This window comes from Flagellimonas flava, assembly GCF_900129665.1.
Lineage (GTDB): Bacteria > Bacteroidota > Bacteroidia > Flavobacteriales > Flavobacteriaceae > Flagellimonas > Flagellimonas flava.
On sequence record NZ_FQWL01000001.1, the window covers coordinates 134,741 to 154,966 of the forward strand.

Consider the following 20,226-nt stretch of genomic DNA (forward strand, 5'->3'; position numbering starts at 1 on the left):
TTACTTTTCCCAATCCACCAATTTGGTTGGATAATAGTTGACTTTCATGCTATTTAGATAAGGAACTTGTTTAGCCAACCGTTCCCTGTAATCTTCCCAATTGCAATGCTCTTCCGCTGACCATGCCAGTTCGGCATATCCTATTGCGCGCGGAAATGCTAAATATTCGAGCTCTTCGCTATTACTTATGGTTTCCGACCATAATGGAGCCTCAAGCCCTAAAATACTTGCTCTAGGGAGTCCCTCCATATAGGTTTCAGGATCCCATTTGTAACCAACATCAACAGGAATGAGACCTGCCCAAGTTAAGCCAAACTTGGAAACGGAGTCGTACTTCATATCCAAATAGGTTTTCTCCGCTGGGGACAATACCACTTTAGATCCATTTTTAGCAGCCTTCAATGCACTATGGGGTTCGTTCCATAAATGGATGACCGTAGTGGAATCAATATCTCCTTGGGCAATTTCATTCCAGCCAAAAGCTCTTTTCCCATGCTTCTGCACTATTTTTTCAACTCGCTCCACAAAGGTGATATAGTCGTTCTTTTTGGTCACGTGGCTTTCATCCCCGCCAATATGAAAATAAGGCCCAGGCGAAATAGCGGCCACCTCACGAATCACATCGTCCAAAAAGGCATATACAGTATCTTTTTGGGCATCAAAAGTGCTGAAACCAACCCTGGTTCCAGTATATGATTTTAAGGGTTTTCCATTTCCGTTTAAGAATGGGTAGCTCAAAGAAGCGGCGTTGGTATGTCCTGGCATGTCAATTTCCGGAATAATGGTAATATGTCGCTCAGCGGCATAGGCGACCAAATCCTTGTATTGTTCTTGGGTATAGAATCCGCCTGGTCCACCACCCACTTCTGAAGCACCACCTACCTCGGTAAGTTTGGGCCATGATTTAATTTCAATACGCCAACCCTGATCATCGGAAAGATGCAGATGAAGCACATTGTACTTGTAATAGGCCAAGATGTCCAAATATTTTTTAACCTCCTCAACGGTGAAGAAATGACGTGCCACATCAAGCATACTTCCCCGATATTCAAATTTTGGGGTATCCGTAATTTTCCCTGATGGAATCAACCACATAGAATGTTCGGTCAAGGTATCGTTAGTAACTTCCGGAATCAGTTGGCGAAGGGTTTGAATACCTCTGAAAGCGCCCGCAGCCGTTTTTGCATTAAGTACTACAGAATCATTTTTTATTTCAAGTAGATAGGATTCAGGTCCTTGCAGATCTCCACTGTCAGATTGATTGATCAAAACCAAACGATCGGGAGCATTTTCGCTATCCGTTTGATTAACTGGAAGGTCTAGACCGGTTTTTATCTTGATTTTTTCTGAAAGAAAGCGGCCCACATCCACAAATTGTGGGTCGGTTTCAGAAGTTTGGATAGCGGTAGCTTGGTCAAGTCCAAAAGCGCTGTGGGTTGCCTCTACATCCAAAGGTTTTGGAATAAGGGCCGATTGTGCCAAGTCTGTTTTCGGGTAATTGATGGGTTCCTTTTTTGGTTGACAGGCAGCAATGCCCATCACGCAGATTAGAACCAAAAGTGCTTTACGTAGCATAATTATAAGGTGTTGTTGTTTACATAATCTTTAAGGACATCATACCAAATATCATAGCCTTTGGTGTTCATATGAAGTCCGTCTTCAATAAAAAGATCTCTTTTCAGTTTTCTTTTGTTCAGCATAACCGACCAAACATCTGCAAATCTGACCCCGCTGGTCTGGGACGCCAATTTGTTCAACCTTTTGTTCAATCTCATATACCTTCGTTTCAGGTGCCATCTGGAAATACTTGGCTTTGCAGAGATCAGTACAATGTCCAGGTCCGGCTTTCTTTCTTTAAGCTCTTCAAGGATATCTTCCAAAGTCCCCACAATATCTCGAGGACTCTTTTTGGCATTGATGTCATTGTCCCCTTCATAAATAAATACCTGTTGGGGATTGTAATCCAGAATCAGTTCATCCAGATAATGCTCCAGATCGGAGGATTGGGAACCCCCAAAACCCGTATTAAGGATTTGACTCCCGGGAAAACGGTCTTGAAGGTCTTTCCACATTCTAATGCTGGAACTACCGGTAAACACAATGGTCATTTTGGAGATATCCCACGAATCCTTTAGCCCGGCTTGGATTTCCTCCACTTCTTTTTTGAAAGGAAGCTCTTTTTGCCCAAGTACGATAACAAAGGAAAACAAGCTTATTAAAGAAATCAAGTACGTTTTAATGCCGTAGTTCATAGTTGTATTAGGATTTGTTGATAATTAGATGAAAGACTCTAAAATTACCCAAAAATCCAGTATGTCCTAAAGTATGGTCTTTGTACTTTTAGATAAAATTTTATAGATGAACGCAAGATCTGGGCAGCTGAAGGCATTAGATAGACTACTGACGATCATGGATGAGTTAAGGGAACAATGTCCGTGGGATAAGAAACAAACCATGCAAACTTTGAGGCACCTGACCATAGAGGAGACCTACGAATTGGGTGATGCAATTCTGGATAACGATTTGGAAGAGGTGAAAAAAGAACTGGGTGATTTATTGCTGCACATTATTTTTTACGCAAAAATTGGGTCCGAAACCCATGATTTTGACATTGCAGATGTTGCCAACGAAATTTGCGAGAAACTCATCAACAGACATCCTCATATTTACGGTGATGTCACTGTGGAGAATGAAGAGGAAGTCAAACAGAATTGGGAAAATATAAAACTGAAAGAAGGAAAAAAGAGTGTGCTTGAAGGTGTTCCGAATAGCCTTCCGGCCTTGGTCAAGGCCAATAGAATACAGGAAAAGGTTGCAGGAGTAGGTTTCGACTGGGAGCGGCCAGGACAGGTTTTTGAGAAGGTTCAGGAAGAACTTTCCGAACTTCAGGAAGAATTAAAACAAGGGAACCCCGATCGTTTGGAATCTGAATTTGGGGATGTGCTTTTCTCCATGGTCAATTATGCTCGATTTTTGGATATTAATCCTGAAAATGCCCTGGAACGCACCAATAAAAAATTCATCAAACGATTCCAATATTTGGAAAACAAGGCAAAGGAATCTGGGAAGACCCTTAAGGAAATGACACTTGCCGAGATGGATGTGTTCTGGGAGGAAGCCAAAAAGGTGTGATTTTTTTCAATAGCTTTATGCTCCAGCCATAAAAGCATTTTGTAATGAAACCCAATACCCTAGTAAAGCGTTCTTCACTTTTTTTAGTGGTTCTGCTCCTATTTTCTTGTAAATCCGGGACGAAAACAGAAACCCCGGAACAACCCAACATTCTTTTCATCCTTTCTGATGACCATACCTCCCAAGCTTGGGGACTTTATGGCGGTATTTTGGCCGATTATGCACAGAATGGAAATTTAAAGCGTTTGGCGCGGGAAGGTGCGGTCCTGAACAATGCCTTTTGCACCAACTCCATTTGCACCCCGAGCAGGGGAAGTATCCTAACTGGCCAGTATAGTCATATGAACCAGGTGTATACGTTGAGTGAACCATTGCCGAAAGGACATCCAAACATTGCCAAGACCCTCGGACAAAATGGATATCAAACGGCAATCATTGGAAAGTGGCATTTGGTGGGCCAACCAGAAGGGTTTGATTACTTCAATGTATTACCAGGGCAGGGATTGTATTGGGACCCGGTTATGAAAACCAAGGAAAACTGGGTCGATGGGCATGATGGCACACAAGGAACCGTCCATAAAGGTTTTTCTACGGATGTGATTACGGATTTGACCATTTCACACTTGGAAAAACGCGATAAAAACCAACCCTTTTTAATGTTCTGCAACTTTAAGGCAACCCACGAGCCATTCGAATACCCAGAACGTTTTGCCCACCTTTATGAGGATATGGAAATGCCCGAGCCTGAATCTCTGTTGGATTGGGGAAAAGAAACTACAGGAAGGACTTTTGGCGGACAAATTTTGGAGCGGTTGGGAGTAAGATGGGATGAGGCCACAAAAAACCCTGAGAAGTTTTGGACGAGCTATCCTGGTCTACCATACCCGTTGGATGGTCTGGACAGTATTCAAAAGCGCAAAAAGATTTACCAGAAATTAGTGAAGGACTTTCTACGCTGCGGCGCGGCTATCGACGACAATATAGGCAAGCTTTTGGATTACCTCGAGGCAGAAGGTGTAGCGGACAATACCATTGTAGTATACACAGCGGACCAAGGCTATTTCTTGGGAGAACATGGTTTTTTTGACAAACGGTTGATTTACGAGGAATCCCTTAGAATGCCCTTTGTCATCCGATATCCCAAAAAAATAAAAGGGGGACAACGCATAGATGACATTATCCTCAATATTGACTTTGCACCCTTGATTGCGGACTATGCAGGTTTAGAGCGACCAGACTATATGCAGGGAACAAGTTTTAGGGAAATCCTAGAGGGAAACCCTCCGGCAGCATGGAGACAAAGCATGTATTATAGATATTGGTTGCACCACCCCCATAGACCAGCCCATTTTGGAATTCGAAACCACAGGTACAAGCTTGCTCTTTTCTATGGACAGGACTTGGACAAACAGGGGACCTCAAAAGAGACTACTCCGGCCCAATGGGAATTTTATGATCTGAAGGAAGACCCGAAGGAACTTCATAACGCCGTGAATGAGGAGAAGTACGAAAAAGTTATACAAAGCATGAAAAAGGAGCTGTTGGAACAACGAAAAATGTATGGGGATATGGATGAAGATTATCCGCAAATGCAGGCTATTCTGGAGACAGCATTTCAGGAGTAATTAAAAACCAAAATCTGTTCGTTTAGGGCCGAGGTAAACAGTATCTTTGGCTTCCTAATTTGAGCAAGTGCTTTCCAATTATACCAGAGAATTTGCATACAACCTAAGACTGGCCTATCCCGTAATATTGGGCATGCTGGGTCATACTTTTGTAGCCTTTGCGGATAATATCATGGTTGGGCAACTTGGAACCGCCGAGCTGGCAGCGGTTTCCCTGGGAAACAGTTTTGTGTTTATAGCCATGTCCCTGGGAATTGGATTTTCCACGGCTATTACCCCGTTGGTTGCCGAAGCGGATGGCGCTGGAGATCAAGCCGCTGGAAAGCGGGCGTTGAAGCATGGTTTGGTGTTGTGCACCTTGTTGGGGCTTTCGTTGTTTGGTATCATCCTGCTGTGCAAGCCCATGTTAAACTATATGCAACAACCTGCTGAGGTGGTGGAACTCGCCATTCCCTATTTGGAGTTGGTCGCATTTTCGTTGGTACCTCTGATTGTATTTCAGGCGTTCAAACAATTTTCCGAAGGGCTTTCCCAAACCAAGTATCCCATGTACGCTACAGTATTGGCAAACGTGGTGAACATTGTCATTAATTACTTACTGATTTTTGGTTCTTTTGGCTTTCCGAAACTCGGCATTGTGGGAGCTGCCATCGGCACTTTGGCATCACGATTTATTATGGTGGGATACATTTGGTTTCTGCTCAAGCGAAAAGAGAAGTTTCAGTCTTATGTTACTGGATTTAACTTCAAGGTCATAGAAAAGAAAGTCATCAACAAGATTATTAGTCTCGGGTTTCCATCGGCCCTACAAATGTTTTTTGAGGTGGCCATTTTTACTGCCGCTATATGGTTAAGTGGAGTTTTAGGTAAAAATGCCCAAGCAGCTAACCAAATTGCACTGAATTTGAGCAGTATGACCTTTATGGTCGGGATGGGCTTAAGCGTGGCCGCTATGGTGCGGGTCGGCAACCAGAAAGGATTGCAAAATTTTTCCGAGTTAAGACGAATTGCCCAGTCTATATTTTTTCTCACTTTGATTCTGGACGTGGTCTTCGCGGCCTTGTTCTTGTTGGGTAGATATTGGTTGCCTACCATCTATTTGGATGTGGATGATGTGGTCAATCAAATGGACAATACAGAGGTGATCGTTATTGCGGCCAAACTGTTGCTGGTGGCCGCATTTTTTCAAATATCCGATGGTATACAAGTTGTGGTTTTGGGAGCTTTACGAGGTCTACAGGATGTTAAGATACCCACAGTAATTACCTTTATTGCTTACTGGCTTATTGGTTTTCCGGTTTCCTATTACTTTGGACTCCATACAGAATATAAAAGTTCCGGGATTTGGATGGGACTTTTGCTGGGACTTACCGCATCGGCCGTAATGTTGTATATTCGATTCAATTATTTGACCAAGAAGTTAATTAACAGCTAATTAAGAGCAATACACAAACTGCTATAAATGGAATTACCCAAGTTTCTTTTAGGTGATAATACCGACTACCCAAGTTCTATTTTTATCGTGCATACCGAATATCCTCGCTTTATCATCAATTTGGAAAATGATGAGGTGGAATGGCTGGAGGAATTTTCCAAGGAAGATGAGCAAGAGCTGTCAACGGAGGCAGAAAGTTTAATTGAGGCGGCGACGGCATTTTATGATAGGGAAGTAGCTAGATACGATTCATAACATGCTGGAGCAACTCGTTGAACTTGATAAGGAGCTTTTTCTGTATCTCAATAGTCTGGGAACCACGACCTGGGATGGATTTTGGATGTTCATGACCAGAACCCGAAATTCGGCGCCCCTCTACTTGTTTTTGTTGTATCTGGTATATCGAAACTTTGGTCCCAAAAGAACCCTTGTGGTATTGGCGGCTGTAGCATTGCTCATTACCTGTACGGACCAACTATCCAATTTCTTTAAGTATGGTGTTGGCCGATTGAGACCTTGTCACGATGCCGAGATAAGCGGGGTCATGCGTTTAGTAAAAAGTTATTGTGGTGGAAAATTCAGTTACTTTTCTGCCCATGCGGCCAATTCGTTCGCCCCTGCAATGTACTTCACGCTTCTTTTTAGAAAGAAAGTCCCGTTTATAGGTATGTTCCTGATATTTTGGGCGCTTATTATAGGCCATAGTCGTATCTACATAGGAGTACATTTTCCATTGGATGTAGTGACCGGTATGGCCATGGGAGCCCTTTTCGGGTGGGTGTTTTCCAAGTTGACTATATTTGCCTTTCAAAAATTGGGTACATGATTTCATCTACCAGGTATTGGTTTTTGCTTGCCCTAATAGTTTTGTTATACATAGCCGGACTATTTGTGACCCTTTTTGAGAACGACTCGGCACAATTTGCGGTTATGGCAATGCGAATGGTGCAGGAAAATGATTTCTTTACCTTGATTAAGGGTACAGAGGAATATCTTGATAAACCGCATATGCACTATTGGCTGGCGGCCTTCTCCTACAAACTTTTTGGCATTCACGATTGGGCTTACAGAATACCGGGTGTTTTGGCCATTTTTCTTGGTGCATACAGCTGTTATGGACTTGGTAGACTCTTGTATAATAAAGATGTTGGCAGATTTTCCGCCCTTATATTTTTAACCGCACAGACCATTGTCCTATCCGGAATAGATGTCCGTACAGATGCTGTATTGACTGGCTTTTCCGTTTTTGCCATTTGGCAGTTGGCCCTGTTTGTTGAAAAAGATAAATTGCTGCATATCCTCCTTGGCGCATTTGGCGCAGGGATGGCTTTTTCCACCAAAGGACAGATTGCTTTGGTTGTTATTGGAGTTTCATTGATTTGCCATTTGTCCTACACTAAAAAGTGGCATCGCTTGATCAGCTGGAAACTTTTGTTGGCAATCCTTGTTTTTGGACTGACGATTGCGCCCATGTTATATGCGTACTATCTGCAATTTGATTTGCATCCGGAAAAAGTGATTAGAGGGAGAAACGGCCGAAGTGGTATTTTCTTTATTTTCTGGGAACAGAGTTTTGAACGGATGAGCGGAGCGGGAGTAGGCAAGAATAGCAATGACTTCTTTTTCTTTTTTCACACCTTTCTATGGGTCTTTCTTCCCTGGACAGTTTTGGCTTTGATTGCGTATTGGTGTAGAGTGAGGGAATTTTGGAAGACGAACTTTGCTTTTAACCCGAAGCTGGAATTTATGACGGTGGGAGGAATTTCCATCCTGTTTTTGTTGATAAGCTTCGCCCAGTTTAAGCTTCCGCATTATATGAATATTTTAATTCCGCTTTACGCCATCTTATCGGCTTCTTATTTGCATGATCTTTATAAGAACTCCAAGCGAAAGATGATCAAGATTTTGTTGGGCATCCAATATTTTATCCTGAGCATTGTGTTTATTGGCGTTCTTCTACTTTGCTTCCACGTTTTTAAGTTTGAAAAGGGGTTTTATTATGTCCTGCTCATTGCCTGCTTGGGAATCATTACCTATTTCTGTTTGAAGCGTGAAGCTTACTATATGCGGATCATCACACTATCTGTGTGTAGTTCCTTATTGCTAAATGCAGTATTGAATTTGCATTTTTATCCTAGATTGCTGGCCTATCAAGGAGGTTCCAATATGGCTGAAAGGGTAAAGGAACTGGATATACCCCATGATGATATTTACAAAATTACAACCCGTCATACATGGGCTCTTGACTTTTACAATCAATACCCCGTGAAAATCATTTCGTTACCAGAATTGGAGAATAAGACCGGTATCTGGATTTATGCGGATGATATGGAATTGGAGACCCTCTTGAATTCTGGTTTTCATTGGCATGAACAGATAACGGTGGACCAATTTAGAATAACCCGATTACAGCTCAAATTCCTTAACCCACATACGAGGGAGAAAAAACTCAACAAAATGCATTTGGTACAATTGGATTAGTTCCCCACTTCCAATTCAGGTTTTTTGAAGTGAAACAGTATCCCAAAAAATGAAACTAGGGCTGTTATAAGAAAAAATATAAAGCTGATACTTATGGAAGTATTGGCATCCAGCCCCAACCATTTGGCCCCATATAAAAATGTAACCTCCCTACTGCCTATTCCCCCTATCGTCAACGGAATCACGGATACAATGGAAGAGATCAAAAACACAAAAAGATATTCGAATATGCCCCAATCAATGGATAGGGATTTAAGAATACAAAGAATACAGATCATTTGGGTGCCTTGAACCAATAGGGAAAAACCAAAGGATTTCCAGAAAACGGGAAGCGTATATGGGAAGAATCTTCTAATAAGCCACCAAAAAACAAAAATAGCCAAAGGAATACCTCCCAAAATAAGCCATATGAGCGATTCAAACAACGGATGATTCAAAAGTATGGCTAGCACACAACAGTAAATAAATATTGCAAGTAGTCCGCTAAGTCGGTCCAAAAAAAGCACGGCAACAACTTTCTTGGTCCCAGCCTTGTATTTCTTTTGGATGACGTAACCTTTATAGGCATCTCCACTAATACCGCCGGGTAAGAACAAATTATAGAACATTCCAAGCAGGTAAAGTTTGAAATTGCTTAGATGGGTCAGTTTCACGCCAATTTGATGAAAGTAAAGATTAAGTCGTAATGCACCAATGGCTTTTGAGCTTGCAACCAATAAAATTCCAAGGAATAGATACCACGGGTTGCTATCCTTCAGGGTGCCTACAACTTCCTTAAAATCTATTTTGGTGAAAATAAAATAGATCAGGGCAACACTGATCACAATTTTTAAAGCTGTAAGTAGCTTTTTACGCAGCTTTTCCGTCACCTATGCTTATTTTTTTGACCCGATAAGGTCTTTTCTGCTGGGATTCGTAATAGGTGCGAATGAGCAATTCCATGACTATACCAATAGTGAACAATTGAATTCCTCCTAAAATGAACATCATTCCAAATATTAGTAGGGGTCTATTGCCTATGTCCTCGCCAAGGCCAAGTTTAACAATAAGCAGATAGATATTGATAAAGATGCCCAGAATGATCAACAGTACACCAAAAATTCCGAATAGGTGTATGGGCCTTTGGAAGTACTTTCTAATGAACAACAACAACATCATATCGGCCACCACTTTGAAAACCCGCTCCAAACCGTATTTGGATACACCGGCATGTCGTGCATGGTGCTTCACTGGCACTTGTTTGATCTGTGCACCCTCCAAATGGGCCAACAACGTGATAAACCGATGCATTTCCCCATACAGGTTCAACCCTTTTGCAATGTCCTTCGTAAAGACCTTGAGGGCACATCCGTTGTCCTTGATGTCTAGTTTAGTAACTCTTCTAACTAAAAAATTGGCAATTTTAGAGGGAATCTTTTTTACTAAGGAATCCTTTCTTTTTTGACGGATTCCCGTAATAACATCGTATTCTCCGCCAATGGCTTCTTCCAACATTTTTGGAATATCAGAGGGGTCATTCTGTAAGTCGCCATCCATGGTAATAATGTACTCACCTTCTGCATAATCAATCCCAGCGGCAAGGGCCAAGCTCTGCCCGTAGTTCTTTTTGAGTTCGATCAGATGCACCTTGGAGTCATCCATGTTCTTAACGACTTTACGGGTCTTATCCTTGGAAAAATCGTCAACATAGACAATCTGATAGTTATACCCTTCAAGGCTTTCATGGATTTTTTGGGTCAGGAGAACTACATTATCTTCTTCATTATAAAGTGGAACCACAATGGAAAGAAGGGAATCGGTAACGGTGCTCATGAATTGGCTTATGATCTGCGCAAATTTACTTCTTTTATTTAAGTTCTTTTTTTAGTCCATCCAATAAAGTCTTGGCGGCATAAAAAGGTGATATTTTGCTGTCCACCACGTCCTTGAGCATCTTTGCTTGCTGGGTCTTAAAAGAATCTTTCTGATAGAAAAAATGCATCAATTGTTGGTCTACCGTCTGAAGAAACCAATTCTTGTTTTGTTCTTTTCTGTTGGTTTCAAAATGGTCATTGACCTTTGTACGTTCTACAAAATCCTGAATCATCGACCAAATCTCCCGTATACCCGTATTATCCATCGCTGAACAGCGTATTACCTTGGGGGTCCAACCGTTCTTTTTGGGAGGATATAGATGTAGGGCCCTTCTAAACTCGGTTTCGGCCAACTTGGCTTTTTCCAGATTATGGCCATCCGCCTTGTTAATTGCGATGGCATCGGCCATTTCCATGATGCCCCTTTTTATCCCTTGAAGTTCATCCCCAGCACCTGATAATTTTAGCAATAGAAAAAAATCAACCATACTGTGCACCACAGTTTCACTTTGTCCGACACCAACAGTTTCCACAAGAATGGTATCAAAACCAGCTGCTTCACATAATATGATGCTTTCTCTGGTTTTTCTGGCCACCCCGCCAAGGGAATCACCGGATGGTGATGGGCGAATAAAGGCATTGGTATCCTTGGAAAGACTTTCCATCCTTGTCTTATCGCCCAGGATGCTGCCTTTGCTGAGTGAACTGGTGGGATCCACCGCAAGCACGGCCACTTTTTTTCCGAGGCCTGTAAGTGCTTTACCAAAAACCTCAATAAATGAGCTCTTTCCCACACCCGGCACACCAGTTATTCCAATACGAATACTGCTATTGGGCTTGGCCAGGCATTTTTCTATAATGGCATTGGCCTTTTCAAAATGGTTGGGATTGGAACTTTCCAAAAGGGTGATTGCTTTGGACAGGAAGGTTTTGTCCCCTGCAAAAATACCTTCAGTCAATTGCTCCACAGAAATCTCCTGCTTTCGCAACTGTTTTATTCTGGATACGGTATGCTCAGAGGTCTTCTTCTTGTTCGGCACTGCTGGTAAATAGGTGATTTCATGCTAAGTTAAAAAGTTTAAACGTGTTGCGTGTGTTTAGCTTGGATTGTTATTGCAATTTAGAAATCTTGTTACAGCCTGAACACCTTTATTTTTGTTAAAATGCCTTAAAACTGAACTATTTTGCAACGACGGTATTTTTCCTCCGTCTTTATTACAACAACAAAACACCAAACCGAAGCCCACCATGTTTCAAATTGAACTGGTAGAACAATGCAAGTCCAACAACCGCAAAGCCCAAATGGAGCTGTACCGCCAATATTGTGATGGTATGTATGGCGTGGCCCTTCGTTTTGTGAAGGACCCAGATGATGCGGAAGATGTGCTGCAAGAATCTTTTATAAAGGCCTTTCAGCGGATTCACCAGTTCAGGGGTGAGGTCACTTTTGGCGCATGGTTAAAACGGATAGTGGTAAACCGAAGCATTGATTTTTTAAAATCGAAAAACCAGAAAATGGTTGAATTTAAAGATAATTACCTACAGGTTGCGGAAGATGATGATTGGACCGTGGAGGATGGAATAGCGTTGGAAACGGTAAGGGAAGCAATAGAAACTCTGGCTGAGAAGTATAGGTATGTGGTACAACTGTTCCTTGTTGAAGGCTATGACCATGGTGAGATTTCACAAATCCTTGGAATTTCGGATACTGCCTCCAGAACCCGTTTACTAAGGGGCAAGGCACAATTAAAGGAGATACTTAAAAAAATGACGTATGGCACAGGATCTTAGAAAAATGTTCGCGGAAGAACGCAAAAAACAACCAATCGAAATGAAACGCGGCCACGAGCAGCGGTTTATGGATAGGCTGGAGAAAGAACTTCCCATTGGAGCAAAACGGAAAACCATAAACAATTTTTTCTGGCTGAAGGTAGCTGCTGCCATCGTGGTGCTTCTCGGACTGGGAATTTATATCAGTTCTTTGGAAAATAAGATTAAATCAGGCCCAGAAACCCAGGTGGTGCAAAAGAATGACACAGAAGTCCAGACAATTTCTTTGGGTGATTTATCCCCTGACCTAAAGAAAATTGAGAACTACTACGTGACCAATATCAATCTTGAACTTTCTGGGTTGGAGTTTGATGGGGACAATAAGACACTTATAAATGGATATCTGGACAAATTATCCGAATTGAATGCAGAATATGCCCTTTTGAATGAAGAGCTCAATCAAATTGGTCCAAATGACCAGACCATTAATGCCCTGATAAAAAATCTACAGCTTCGGCTGCAACTGTTGCAGAAGCTGAAAACTAAGTTGAATCAATTAAAATCATCAAAAAATGAACAGGAATCATCTAATATTATGTAATGTCGTTCTGCTTGTTCTGGCTGTATGCGTTGGCCAGGCGCAGGAAAAGACCAAGACTTATACGGAAACGTTCAATGTAAATGATCAAACAGTGTTGAATATTGATACAAGTCATGCCGATATTGAGTTTGAGACATGGGCAAAGGACGAAGTGGAAATCACAGCGGAGGTTGAACTGGAAGGCGCTACGGATGAAGAGGCCAAGGACTTCTTTGAAAAGGATGTAATAAAGATTCTAGGGAACAGCAAGGAAATTCAAGTGAGGACCGGGAGTGCCAGTTATGGGGTTTTTGCAGCAGGCTCACATCCAGGCGATTTTCAGTTTGTGGTGCCAGAAATGCCAGCAATTGAACCTCTTTTTGAAGAGTTGGAGATTCCCGAATTGCCGGAAGTTATGATCATTCCGGAATTACCCCCGTTACCTCCAATTCCGTTTACGGAGTTTGACTACGATGCCTATAAGAAAGATGGTGATAAATATCTAAAGGAATGGAAGAAGGATTTTGATAAGAATTTTGATAAGAATTATCAGAAAAAAATAGAGGAATGGGGGGAAAAAATGGAACAGCGATCCAAAGAAAGGGAGCAGGAACGTGCGGAGCTATTGCAGCAAAGGGATGAACTTAGGCAGCAGCGAGAGGAAGCCCGTGAGCAAGCTAGGGCCGTAAGGGAAGAAGCTAGAGAGGCTAGGGAAGAAGCACGGGCCGAGATGCGCGAAAAAAGAGACGAAGTAAGGCGTACGCACTCTACCACCCGAACCTTTAGCATTCACAGCGATGACGATTCCAATATTTTCTACTTTTCTTCAGATGGGGAGCAAAAGCAGTATAAGGTCAAAAAGCGAATCAAGATTAAAATGCCCAAGTCGGTCAAACTAAAAATGAATGTTAGGCACGGGGAGGTGAAATTGGCCGCAAACACCAAGAATCTAAATGCAAGCTTGTCGTATGCAAGCTTGCTGGCCTCCACCATAGATGGGGATAGAACGAACATTAGAGCGTCTTACTCTCCAGTAGTGGTACAAAAATGGAATTATGGCCAGTTAAAGACGGATTACTCGGATAGGGTAGACTTAAGGGAAGTGAAGGAGTTGCGGTTGAACTCGGTTTCATCCCAAGTGACCATAGATCGCTTGGAAGACAAAGTCTTTGTGACCAATAATCTTGGGGCACTTCAAATCAATTCTGTGGCCGATGGGTTTTCCAATATCGATATCACCGTAGAAAATGGGGAAGTGGACTTTAAGATTCCATCTGTGCCCTTTTCCATCTATGTAAATGAAACCACCTCTAATTTTGAGTATCCCAAGGTGTTGGCCATTGGCTCATCAAAGAATTACAATACCAATGTGCATAAAGGTTATCATATCAGCAACAAAACGGACAAGGCCATTAACATCAACTCCAAGTATAGTGAGGTGGTGCTAAAGGAATAGATACACCTTTTTCCCATAATCAACCTACGCTACAAGTACTTTCCTGGCCCAGATATTGGATTCTGCCTAATGGGCTTCCTCCTTGAGATACGATTTGAAATTCTCCTTAAACCGGTTCAGTCTAGGAATAGAAACATTTCTTATGTAAGAATTGTTGGGATTACGCTTTTCATAGTCCTGATGATACGGCTCAGCTTTGTAAAAGGTTTCAAATTCCTTCACTTGTGTTACAATAGGTCGGCCATAAACTTCCTTGGATTCCAACAGTTCGATATAATCGGTAATGATCTTTTTCTCCTCTTCATTTTTGTAAAATGCAATGGAACGGTATTGGGCACCCCTATCCGGCCCCTGCCGATTAAGGGAAGTAGGGTCATGCGAACCAAAAAATACCTGAACCAACTGGGTAAACGAGATGACCTCGGGATCGTAATAGACCTCCACGGCTTCCGCATGCCGGGTTCTTCCGTAGGCCACTTGTTCATAGGTGGGATTTTTTTCAGGACCGCCTGAATATCCAGAATACACTTCTGCAACTCCCTTTACACTTTCAAAAATAGCCTCAACACACCAAAAACATCCGCTGGCAAAGTATGCCGTCTCGTAGTTTTGGAGGTCAACCGGGTCGGCAATTACTTCCTTGACAGCCTCCTGAGTAACTACTTGAGTGGTATTAGTGTTTTTTGTCTCGGGCTGACAGCTTGTTGTTGCGATAAGCAAAAGAGCTGATAGTGCAATCTTTATCATCTTCATAATGGGTTTGGGTTTTAGGTCGGAATTCAAAGTGTCAAATTACTAGTCCAACCAAATCTTAAGATTAAATTGTGATAGTTTCGGTTAATGGAGAACCTCGTACGATATCCATAGTGGCAATTTGATCTAGCTTGGAATCCCTTTCATAAAAAAATCACTGCTCTGTTTAAGGTTATAAATCTCATTCTAAAATTTAGATGGCCTTAAATGGTATTTTCAGACCCACGCACTTTAAAATGACCTATTCTGACTTTCAAATGCCCTGAAATTATAAAAACTATGGGTTCAGGGCAAGGTCTTCTCTCGACGTCCTTACCAAAAAACCAGACCAACTGCACGCTCTGAAAAGTATGCTGCGACTGGGAGTATCGATGAAATGCACATGGTTTCGGTAGCCTGTATTTTGGCATAAAAACTTTCATCGAGGATAAAATACACTTCAGCCGAAAAAAGTTCCGACACCGAAAAAAAATGGAGGTTAAGCGATGAAAATCCGGGCCAGGGGAGGGTCGAAGGTAAATTTACCATGTAAAAACAACCCAAGTCATGAAAGCAGTATTAACCATCATCACAGTAGTTTTCTTCGGAACTTTAGCTATGGCCCAAGACATCTCTAAAGAAGTTAAGGTAGATGTCATTACCGAAGGTGTTGAATTGAATGTTGAGATTCAGGAGCAAACTGAAAAGGAAACTGAAGTTGCTCGTTTGTACATGTTCAAGAATTCCAGAATCAAAAAAGCTCTTTCTTTTAGAACAAAAAGGAACAAAGCTAAATTGGCTTAATCATGATATTGGAAATTGCTATCCCTTTTACGTTATTCCTTAGTGTGGCTTTTGTAGTTGCCTCGGTTGTTTTTTCATTTCGTAAAAGAAGGCAAAACCAAGACCCAAAAACGCTTAATCGGATTAAATCGCAACACACCGATTCTTAAGCATTTGCCACAGACATTCTATTATTTTCGTATTCACCAATCGTTAAAACCCCATAAAATATGTACGCTATTTTAATCCCGGCTGCTTTATTGTGTAGTTTAATTTTTGTTTCTGCTGCGATACTATTCTCTTTACGTCTCGCAAAAGCGCCTTTGCGTCGTAAATAATCCCATCCTTAATAGTGTAGGTGACACCACCCACACGCACAACCTGATTATCATCTGTAAGTTTTATGGCTCCATTGCCGTAGAGAACCTTTAGGTTTTTTAGAGGATTCTCGGAAACTACAACGAAATCCGCTAGTTTTCCAATTTCCACTGTACCAATCTTATCAGCCAAGCCAAGTGCCTCGGCTCCGTTGAGTGTTGCAGATTGAATGATTTCCAAGGGATGGAATCCGGCCTCCCGAAACAACTCCAGTTCCCGGATATAGGCAAAGCCATACAATTGAAAAATAAATCCCGAATCGGAGCCCGTGGTAACACGCCCTCCTCGATTCTTATATTCGTTTACAAAGGTCATCCATAGCTTGTAGTTTTCCCTCCAAGCGACTTCCTGTTCCGTTCCCCAATCATGCCAATACGAACCATGGGATATTTTACTCGGCTGGTAGAAATCCCAAAGTGATGGCAAGGTGTAATCCTCGTGCCATTCCGCCCTGCGTGCTCTATGTAGGTCACGACTGGCTTCGTAAATATTGAAGGTAGGGTCCAGTGTGAAATCAAGGCTGATGAGTTCATCCATAACCTTGTTCCAATGGTCAGAAAAAGGTTTTGCGGCCTGTTTCCATAGTTTTCCAGCCTCTTCAAAACGATGTTGCTCATTTTGATAGTTGTAACCTAACGGATAATCCTGAACGGTCCGATCTTCAAACAGGGCCTCGGGCAATCCATACCAATGTTCCATACTGGTTAAACCCGCTCGCGCGGAATGGAGTACATTCCATCGGGCCACATCCAACTGGGCATGATGACAGGCTGATCGCAATCCCAACTTTTTGTTTTCATCTAGAGCGGCCGACATAATTTCTGGTGGCGCACCAAAGAATTTAATGCCATCAGCCCCTCTCTGGGCGTTGGCACGCACCCATTTTCTGGCTTGTTCCGGCGTGCTTATTGGAGCATCGTTCAGGGGATTAAAATTACCGGAGTTTTGCCCAAAAGCGGTATACGCCTGAATTCTTGGTGCAATGATTTCGTTTTTTTCACTTTTTCGTTTCAAGTCCAAGGCCCAGTCCACACCTCTTCCAGCTGGTTCCCTAACCGTGGTGATTCCGTGTGACATCCATAGCTTAAATACATAGTCATAATCTGCTCCTTGGGCCACACCGCCTATATGGCCATGCATGTCCACAAAGCCCGGTAACAAATACATTCCTTCGCATTGAAGCTCTTTTCCTCCGGGTTTGAGCTGTGGTCTTTTACTTTCTTTGATTTTTACCCCTGGGTAGCCAACAACTTGGATATCGACTATCTTGTTATTCTCCACCACGATATCGATGGGTCCCCTTGGTGGGGCACCGTTACCATTAATAAGCGTTACTCCACGGATAATCAGTTGGGAGAAAGGACCTTCGCTCATGCTATCTTGCCCAACCCCTGAAAAAGCTTGGAACAGTATCAATAAAGAGAGTAATTTTTTCATGTTGTATGGTTATTCTGGAATTTCAATTTTATTACCAAGGAACAGGGCATTTAAGAACAGTCTGTTGGTACCATACCACGAACCCCGAAAATTGGGATTGTCTGCAAACAATATGACGCGACCACTTCCCAGCTTGCTAACGATTAAAGAAGCTGAAGGCTTAAGCTTGTCTTCCATATTCTCTTTGGTGATGAAACCATCAATATGCGGATTTTTGGAGTATTTGGCCACTGTGGCATATTCGTTCTTACTGGGTGATATCCAAACACTGTTGTTTTTATAAACGGGGATAGATGCGTCATGATAACCAAAGGCCAAGGGGTGGGTTACATCTAAATCTACCCTAAAGATAGCACCGCCAACGCTTTCCTTGCCCAGATTTTCTGGAGCATTTACATACGGTTTGCGGACGACAGCTTTGGTGGTATCCTTTTCTTTTTCGGTAAATTCCTCTGCAACCAGTTTTTTGTCGATGGCCCATTTTGAAGCCGTTCCAATGGTAACTAGGGTATTTCCCTTGCCTACCCAATCCTTTATTTTATCCTGTTGTTTTTCGGATAGGTCATAACTACCAGAAACCATTACCAGGGTATTGTATTTATCCAAATTGGCCCAACCAAGGTTTCGCATTGGGATTTTGGTGATGGGCATTCCTACTCGCGTATCCAAAAGATGCCAAACTTCACCAGCCTCATAAGATCGTACCCCATTTCCGATAAGCATGGCTGCTTTTGGTTTTGTTAGAGCATCAACATATCGGCTACCTAGATCAATACCGGCCGCATTATAGCCCGTATGTGCGGCGTAAGTGGGAACTTCAAAACGGTTTTGGACCTCTTGTATCAATTTGAATACATCGTTGGAATCCTTTTTTTGTAGACTCACAGGAATAACCAAGGCCCCGTAATTAAAGCTTTTGTTCCCAGCCGTTGTCTTGGCCGTAAAGGGTTTGAAGGAGGCCGAAACCACCAATCCCTTTGATTGCAGGAAATTCAACGCTGCCACAGCATTATAATCATCGTAATCAATGATATAGGCATATTCGGATTTTGGGACCGAAGTCGCCTGGATTAAATCGGAGGTTGAAACCACCTTTTCTCCCAGATTTAAGGAGGAGGTTGCCTTGTATTTCATATTGTAGAAATTGGCCACGGACCAAGCGGAGGCATCATAATACACACTGTCACGATATTTTTCATAGGTTTCAAACATGGTTTGTACCATTCTATATTGTGGTTGTTGGGTTGGTACCACAAATTGTTCACCGGATTTATAGACGTCTATTTTGTGTAACAACAACTTGTCCACAAAGGCCTTCACCCTGTTGGGATCATGCTCATCCTTAAAGGTATACCCTTTGATCCTGCTTTTGGAAGCATTTCCAAGCGCGCTTTTAAAGAAGTTTTGCTGGTATTTTCTCAGATACGCCTTGTTTTCTATTGCAGCTTTTACAGTTGCGACACTAGACGTATATTGATTTCGGATGGTAAAAGGGAAGGTGATCTCTCCAAAGGCAGTGGTCTGTTTATGACCTCTAGAACTGGCTTGCTCAAACAAAAGGGCCAGTCCGCCTTGTAAATCTGGATAGGAAGAGCCATACCCTGGGTAGGTGCCATCAAAAACCTCTTTACTAAAATAAAAGGAGCCTATACTATCCAATGCCTTGGCAAAATAGTTGCCAAAAAGGTTGTTGAGTTCAACATAGTTTTCCTTGGGCATGATTGGATTCAAGGAAGCGTTGTCCTTCATCGGTTCAAAGAAATAGGAGCTCTGGGAACCCATCTCATGAAAATCCGTAACCACATTGGGATACCATTCGTGGTACCAAGTTAATTTTCCACGACTTTCGGGATTAATACCAAGAAGCCAATCACGGTTCAAATCAAACCAATAATGGTTAGTTCTTCCCCGTGGCCAGTACTCATTGTGTTCTGCATCCTGGGGGTCGGCCACCATAGGACTTCCTTGATACATATTAGCCCATTGTGTGTGACGATCGCGCCCATCGGGATTGATGGTAGGGTCAATGAAGATGACACCATTGTTCAAGTAATTTAGTATTTCCGGATTATTGGAAGCGGTCAGTGTATAGGCCATTAAAAGGGCAGCTTCAGAACTTGATGGTTCATTTCCGTGCACATTGTACCCTAAATTGACAAAAATGGGCACCTCATCATAGTTATTGGCATTTTTCGCCGGGTCCACAAATTGCAGATGTTGTGTTTTAATCTGCTCCAGATTCTTATGGTTCTCAGGAGAAGTCACAGTAAGAATAACCAGTTTTCTGCCTTCATGGGTTCTTCCATATTCATAGATACTGGCCCTATCCGATGTTTCAGCCAGTTTGGTGAGGTAGGCGACTATTAGATCATGCCGAGTATGGTGTTCTCCAATAGGATAACCCAGAAATGCTTCGGGTGATGGAATGTCAGAATTAAATGGATGAAATTTTTTAAAGAAGTAGTCTTGAGCTGCTAGGGAGGAACTTGTAAAAAGTACAGCCAGAAATAGTTTTTTCAACATACTTTGGAAGATTAGGTTAATCTTCTAAAGATAGGAAAAGC

General features: G+C 42.3%; 18 protein-coding genes. 10 read left to right on the forward strand and 8 right to left on the reverse strand.

The window, feature by feature from the left end:
* Both BUC10_RS00700 and BUC10_RS00705 read right to left on the reverse strand, forming a co-directional pair.
* The gene (locus BUC10_RS00700; protein WP_073176003.1) at positions 1-1,575 is read right to left on the reverse strand and encodes a beta-N-acetylhexosaminidase; all 1,575 of its coding nucleotides are present in this window, start codon (positions 1,573-1,575) and stop codon (positions 1-3) included.
* 2 nt (positions 1,576-1,577) lie between these two features.
* On the reverse strand, positions 1,578-2,252 hold the full coding sequence (locus BUC10_RS00705; protein ID WP_245812743.1) for an SGNH/GDSL hydrolase family protein: 675 nt from the start codon (positions 2,250-2,252) through the stop codon (positions 1,578-1,580).
* A gap of 106 nt (positions 2,253-2,358) precedes the next feature.
* On the opposite strand from BUC10_RS00705, the gene mazG reads away from it, so the two are divergent.
* The 6 genes from mazG (at position 2,359) to BUC10_RS00735 (ending at position 8,673) form a co-directional block, all read left to right on the forward strand.
* Positions 2,359-3,132 carry a nucleoside triphosphate pyrophosphohydrolase gene (gene mazG, locus BUC10_RS00710; RefSeq protein ID WP_073176004.1) on the forward strand — a complete coding sequence of 258 codons (774 nt, stop codon included), beginning with the start codon at positions 2,359-2,361 and terminating at the stop codon, positions 3,130-3,132.
* A 44-nt stretch (positions 3,133-3,176) separates the two neighbouring features.
* Positions 3,177-4,757 carry a sulfatase family protein gene (locus BUC10_RS00715; protein WP_073176005.1) on the forward strand — a complete coding sequence of 527 codons (1,581 nt, stop codon included), beginning with the start codon at positions 3,177-3,179 and terminating at the stop codon, positions 4,755-4,757.
* 67 nt (positions 4,758-4,824) lie between these two features.
* A complete protein-coding gene (locus BUC10_RS00720) occupies positions 4,825-6,192 on the forward strand; it encodes an MATE family efflux transporter (RefSeq protein WP_073176006.1) in 1,368 nt (455 codons plus the stop codon).
* 27 nt (positions 6,193-6,219) lie between these two features.
* Entirely contained in the window at positions 6,220-6,447 is a 228-nt protein-coding gene (locus BUC10_RS00725) for a hypothetical protein (protein ID WP_073176007.1), read from the forward strand.
* 1 nt (position 6,448) lies between these two features.
* Positions 6,449-7,018 (forward strand): phosphatase PAP2 family protein, encoded by a 570-nt coding sequence (locus BUC10_RS00730; protein ID WP_073176008.1) that lies wholly within the window; start codon positions 6,449-6,451, stop codon positions 7,016-7,018.
* Complete coding sequence (locus BUC10_RS00735; RefSeq protein WP_073176009.1) at positions 7,015-8,673, forward strand: ArnT family glycosyltransferase; 1,659 nt, start codon at positions 7,015-7,017, stop codon at positions 8,671-8,673. The genes BUC10_RS00730 and BUC10_RS00735 overlap by 4 nt, the downstream gene beginning before the upstream one ends.
* Here BUC10_RS00735 and BUC10_RS00740 read toward each other — a convergent pair.
* From BUC10_RS00740 to meaB, 3 genes are read right to left on the reverse strand one after another with little or no spacing between them, the layout of a single operon-like run.
* Positions 8,670-9,542: a lysylphosphatidylglycerol synthase transmembrane domain-containing protein gene (locus BUC10_RS00740; protein WP_073176010.1), complete on the reverse strand. Its 873-nt coding sequence runs from the start codon at positions 9,540-9,542 to the stop codon at positions 8,670-8,672. The genes BUC10_RS00735 and BUC10_RS00740 overlap by 4 nt on opposite strands.
* Positions 9,523-10,485: a glycosyltransferase family 2 protein gene (locus BUC10_RS00745; RefSeq protein WP_073176011.1), complete on the reverse strand. Its 963-nt coding sequence runs from the start codon at positions 10,483-10,485 to the stop codon at positions 9,523-9,525. The genes BUC10_RS00740 and BUC10_RS00745 overlap by 20 nt, the downstream gene beginning before the upstream one ends.
* A 34-nt stretch (positions 10,486-10,519) precedes the next feature.
* On the reverse strand, positions 10,520-11,566 hold the full coding sequence (gene meaB, locus BUC10_RS00750) for a methylmalonyl Co-A mutase-associated GTPase MeaB (protein WP_084732491.1): 1,047 nt from the start codon (positions 11,564-11,566) through the stop codon (positions 10,520-10,522).
* Positions 11,567-11,774: 208 nt separating this feature from the next.
* On the opposite strand from meaB, the gene BUC10_RS00755 reads away from it, so the two are divergent.
* The 3 genes from BUC10_RS00755 to BUC10_RS00765 are packed head-to-tail and all read left to right on the forward strand — an operon-like array spanning position 11,775 to position 14,332.
* Entirely contained in the window at positions 11,775-12,317 is a 543-nt protein-coding gene (locus BUC10_RS00755) for an RNA polymerase sigma factor (protein ID WP_073176013.1), read from the forward strand.
* Positions 12,301-12,897 (forward strand): hypothetical protein, encoded by a 597-nt coding sequence (locus tag BUC10_RS00760; protein ID WP_073176014.1) that lies wholly within the window; start codon positions 12,301-12,303, stop codon positions 12,895-12,897. Before BUC10_RS00755 ends, BUC10_RS00760 begins: the two co-directional genes overlap by 17 nt.
* A complete protein-coding gene (locus BUC10_RS00765; RefSeq protein WP_073176015.1) occupies positions 12,869-14,332 on the forward strand; it encodes a DNA-binding protein in 1,464 nt (487 codons plus the stop codon). Before BUC10_RS00760 ends, BUC10_RS00765 begins: the two co-directional genes overlap by 29 nt.
* A 66-nt stretch (positions 14,333-14,398) precedes the next feature.
* On the opposite strand, the gene msrA is transcribed toward BUC10_RS00765, so the two are convergent.
* Positions 14,399-15,085 (reverse strand): peptide-methionine (S)-S-oxide reductase MsrA, encoded by a 687-nt coding sequence (gene msrA / locus BUC10_RS00770; RefSeq protein WP_073177029.1) that lies wholly within the window; start codon positions 15,083-15,085, stop codon positions 14,399-14,401.
* Between the two features lie 546 nt (positions 15,086-15,631).
* Here msrA and BUC10_RS00780 point away from each other — a divergent pair.
* Complete coding sequence (locus BUC10_RS00780; RefSeq protein WP_073176017.1) at positions 15,632-15,868, forward strand: hypothetical protein; 237 nt, start codon at positions 15,632-15,634, stop codon at positions 15,866-15,868.
* 216 nt (positions 15,869-16,084) lie between these two features.
* On the opposite strand, the gene BUC10_RS00785 is transcribed toward BUC10_RS00780, so the two are convergent.
* Both BUC10_RS00785 and BUC10_RS00790 read right to left on the reverse strand, forming a co-directional pair.
* Positions 16,085-17,662: an amidohydrolase family protein gene (locus BUC10_RS00785; RefSeq protein WP_073176018.1), complete on the reverse strand. Its 1,578-nt coding sequence runs from the start codon at positions 17,660-17,662 to the stop codon at positions 16,085-16,087.
* Between the two features lie 9 nt (positions 17,663-17,671).
* A complete protein-coding gene (locus BUC10_RS00790) occupies positions 17,672-20,185 on the reverse strand; it encodes a M14 family zinc carboxypeptidase (RefSeq protein WP_073176019.1) in 2,514 nt (837 codons plus the stop codon).
* Between the last annotated feature and the right edge of the window lie 41 nt (positions 20,186-20,226).

Coding starts and splice junctions, on each gene's coding strand:
- BUC10_RS00700 (WP_073176003.1), bottom strand. CDS start 1,575: ATGCTACGTAAAGCACTTTTGGTTCTAATCTGCGTGATGGGCATTGCT.
- BUC10_RS00705 (WP_245812743.1), bottom strand. CDS start 2,252: ATGAACTACGGCATTAAAACGTACTTGATTTCTTTAATAAGCTTGTTT.
- mazG (WP_073176004.1), top strand. CDS start 2,359: ATGAACGCAAGATCTGGGCAGCTGAAGGCATTAGATAGACTACTGACG.
- BUC10_RS00715 (WP_073176005.1), top strand. CDS start 3,177: ATGAAACCCAATACCCTAGTAAAGCGTTCTTCACTTTTTTTAGTGGTT.
- BUC10_RS00725 (WP_073176007.1), top strand. CDS start 6,220: ATGGAATTACCCAAGTTTCTTTTAGGTGATAATACCGACTACCCAAGT.
- BUC10_RS00730 (WP_073176008.1), top strand. CDS start 6,449: ATGCTGGAGCAACTCGTTGAACTTGATAAGGAGCTTTTTCTGTATCTC.
- BUC10_RS00735 (WP_073176009.1), top strand. CDS start 7,015: ATGATTTCATCTACCAGGTATTGGTTTTTGCTTGCCCTAATAGTTTTG.
- BUC10_RS00745 (WP_073176011.1), bottom strand. CDS start 10,485: ATGAGCACCGTTACCGATTCCCTTCTTTCCATTGTGGTTCCACTTTAT.
- BUC10_RS00755 (WP_073176013.1), top strand. CDS start 11,775: ATGTTTCAAATTGAACTGGTAGAACAATGCAAGTCCAACAACCGCAAA.
- BUC10_RS00760 (WP_073176014.1), top strand. CDS start 12,301: ATGGCACAGGATCTTAGAAAAATGTTCGCGGAAGAACGCAAAAAACAA.
- BUC10_RS00765 (WP_073176015.1), top strand. CDS start 12,869: ATGAACAGGAATCATCTAATATTATGTAATGTCGTTCTGCTTGTTCTG.
- msrA (WP_073177029.1), bottom strand. CDS start 15,085: ATGAAGATGATAAAGATTGCACTATCAGCTCTTTTGCTTATCGCAACA.
- BUC10_RS00780 (WP_073176017.1), top strand. CDS start 15,632: ATGAAAGCAGTATTAACCATCATCACAGTAGTTTTCTTCGGAACTTTA.
- BUC10_RS00785 (WP_073176018.1), bottom strand. CDS start 17,662: ATGAAAAAATTACTCTCTTTATTGATACTGTTCCAAGCTTTTTCAGGG.
- BUC10_RS00790 (WP_073176019.1), bottom strand. CDS start 20,185: ATGTTGAAAAAACTATTTCTGGCTGTACTTTTTACAAGTTCCTCCCTA.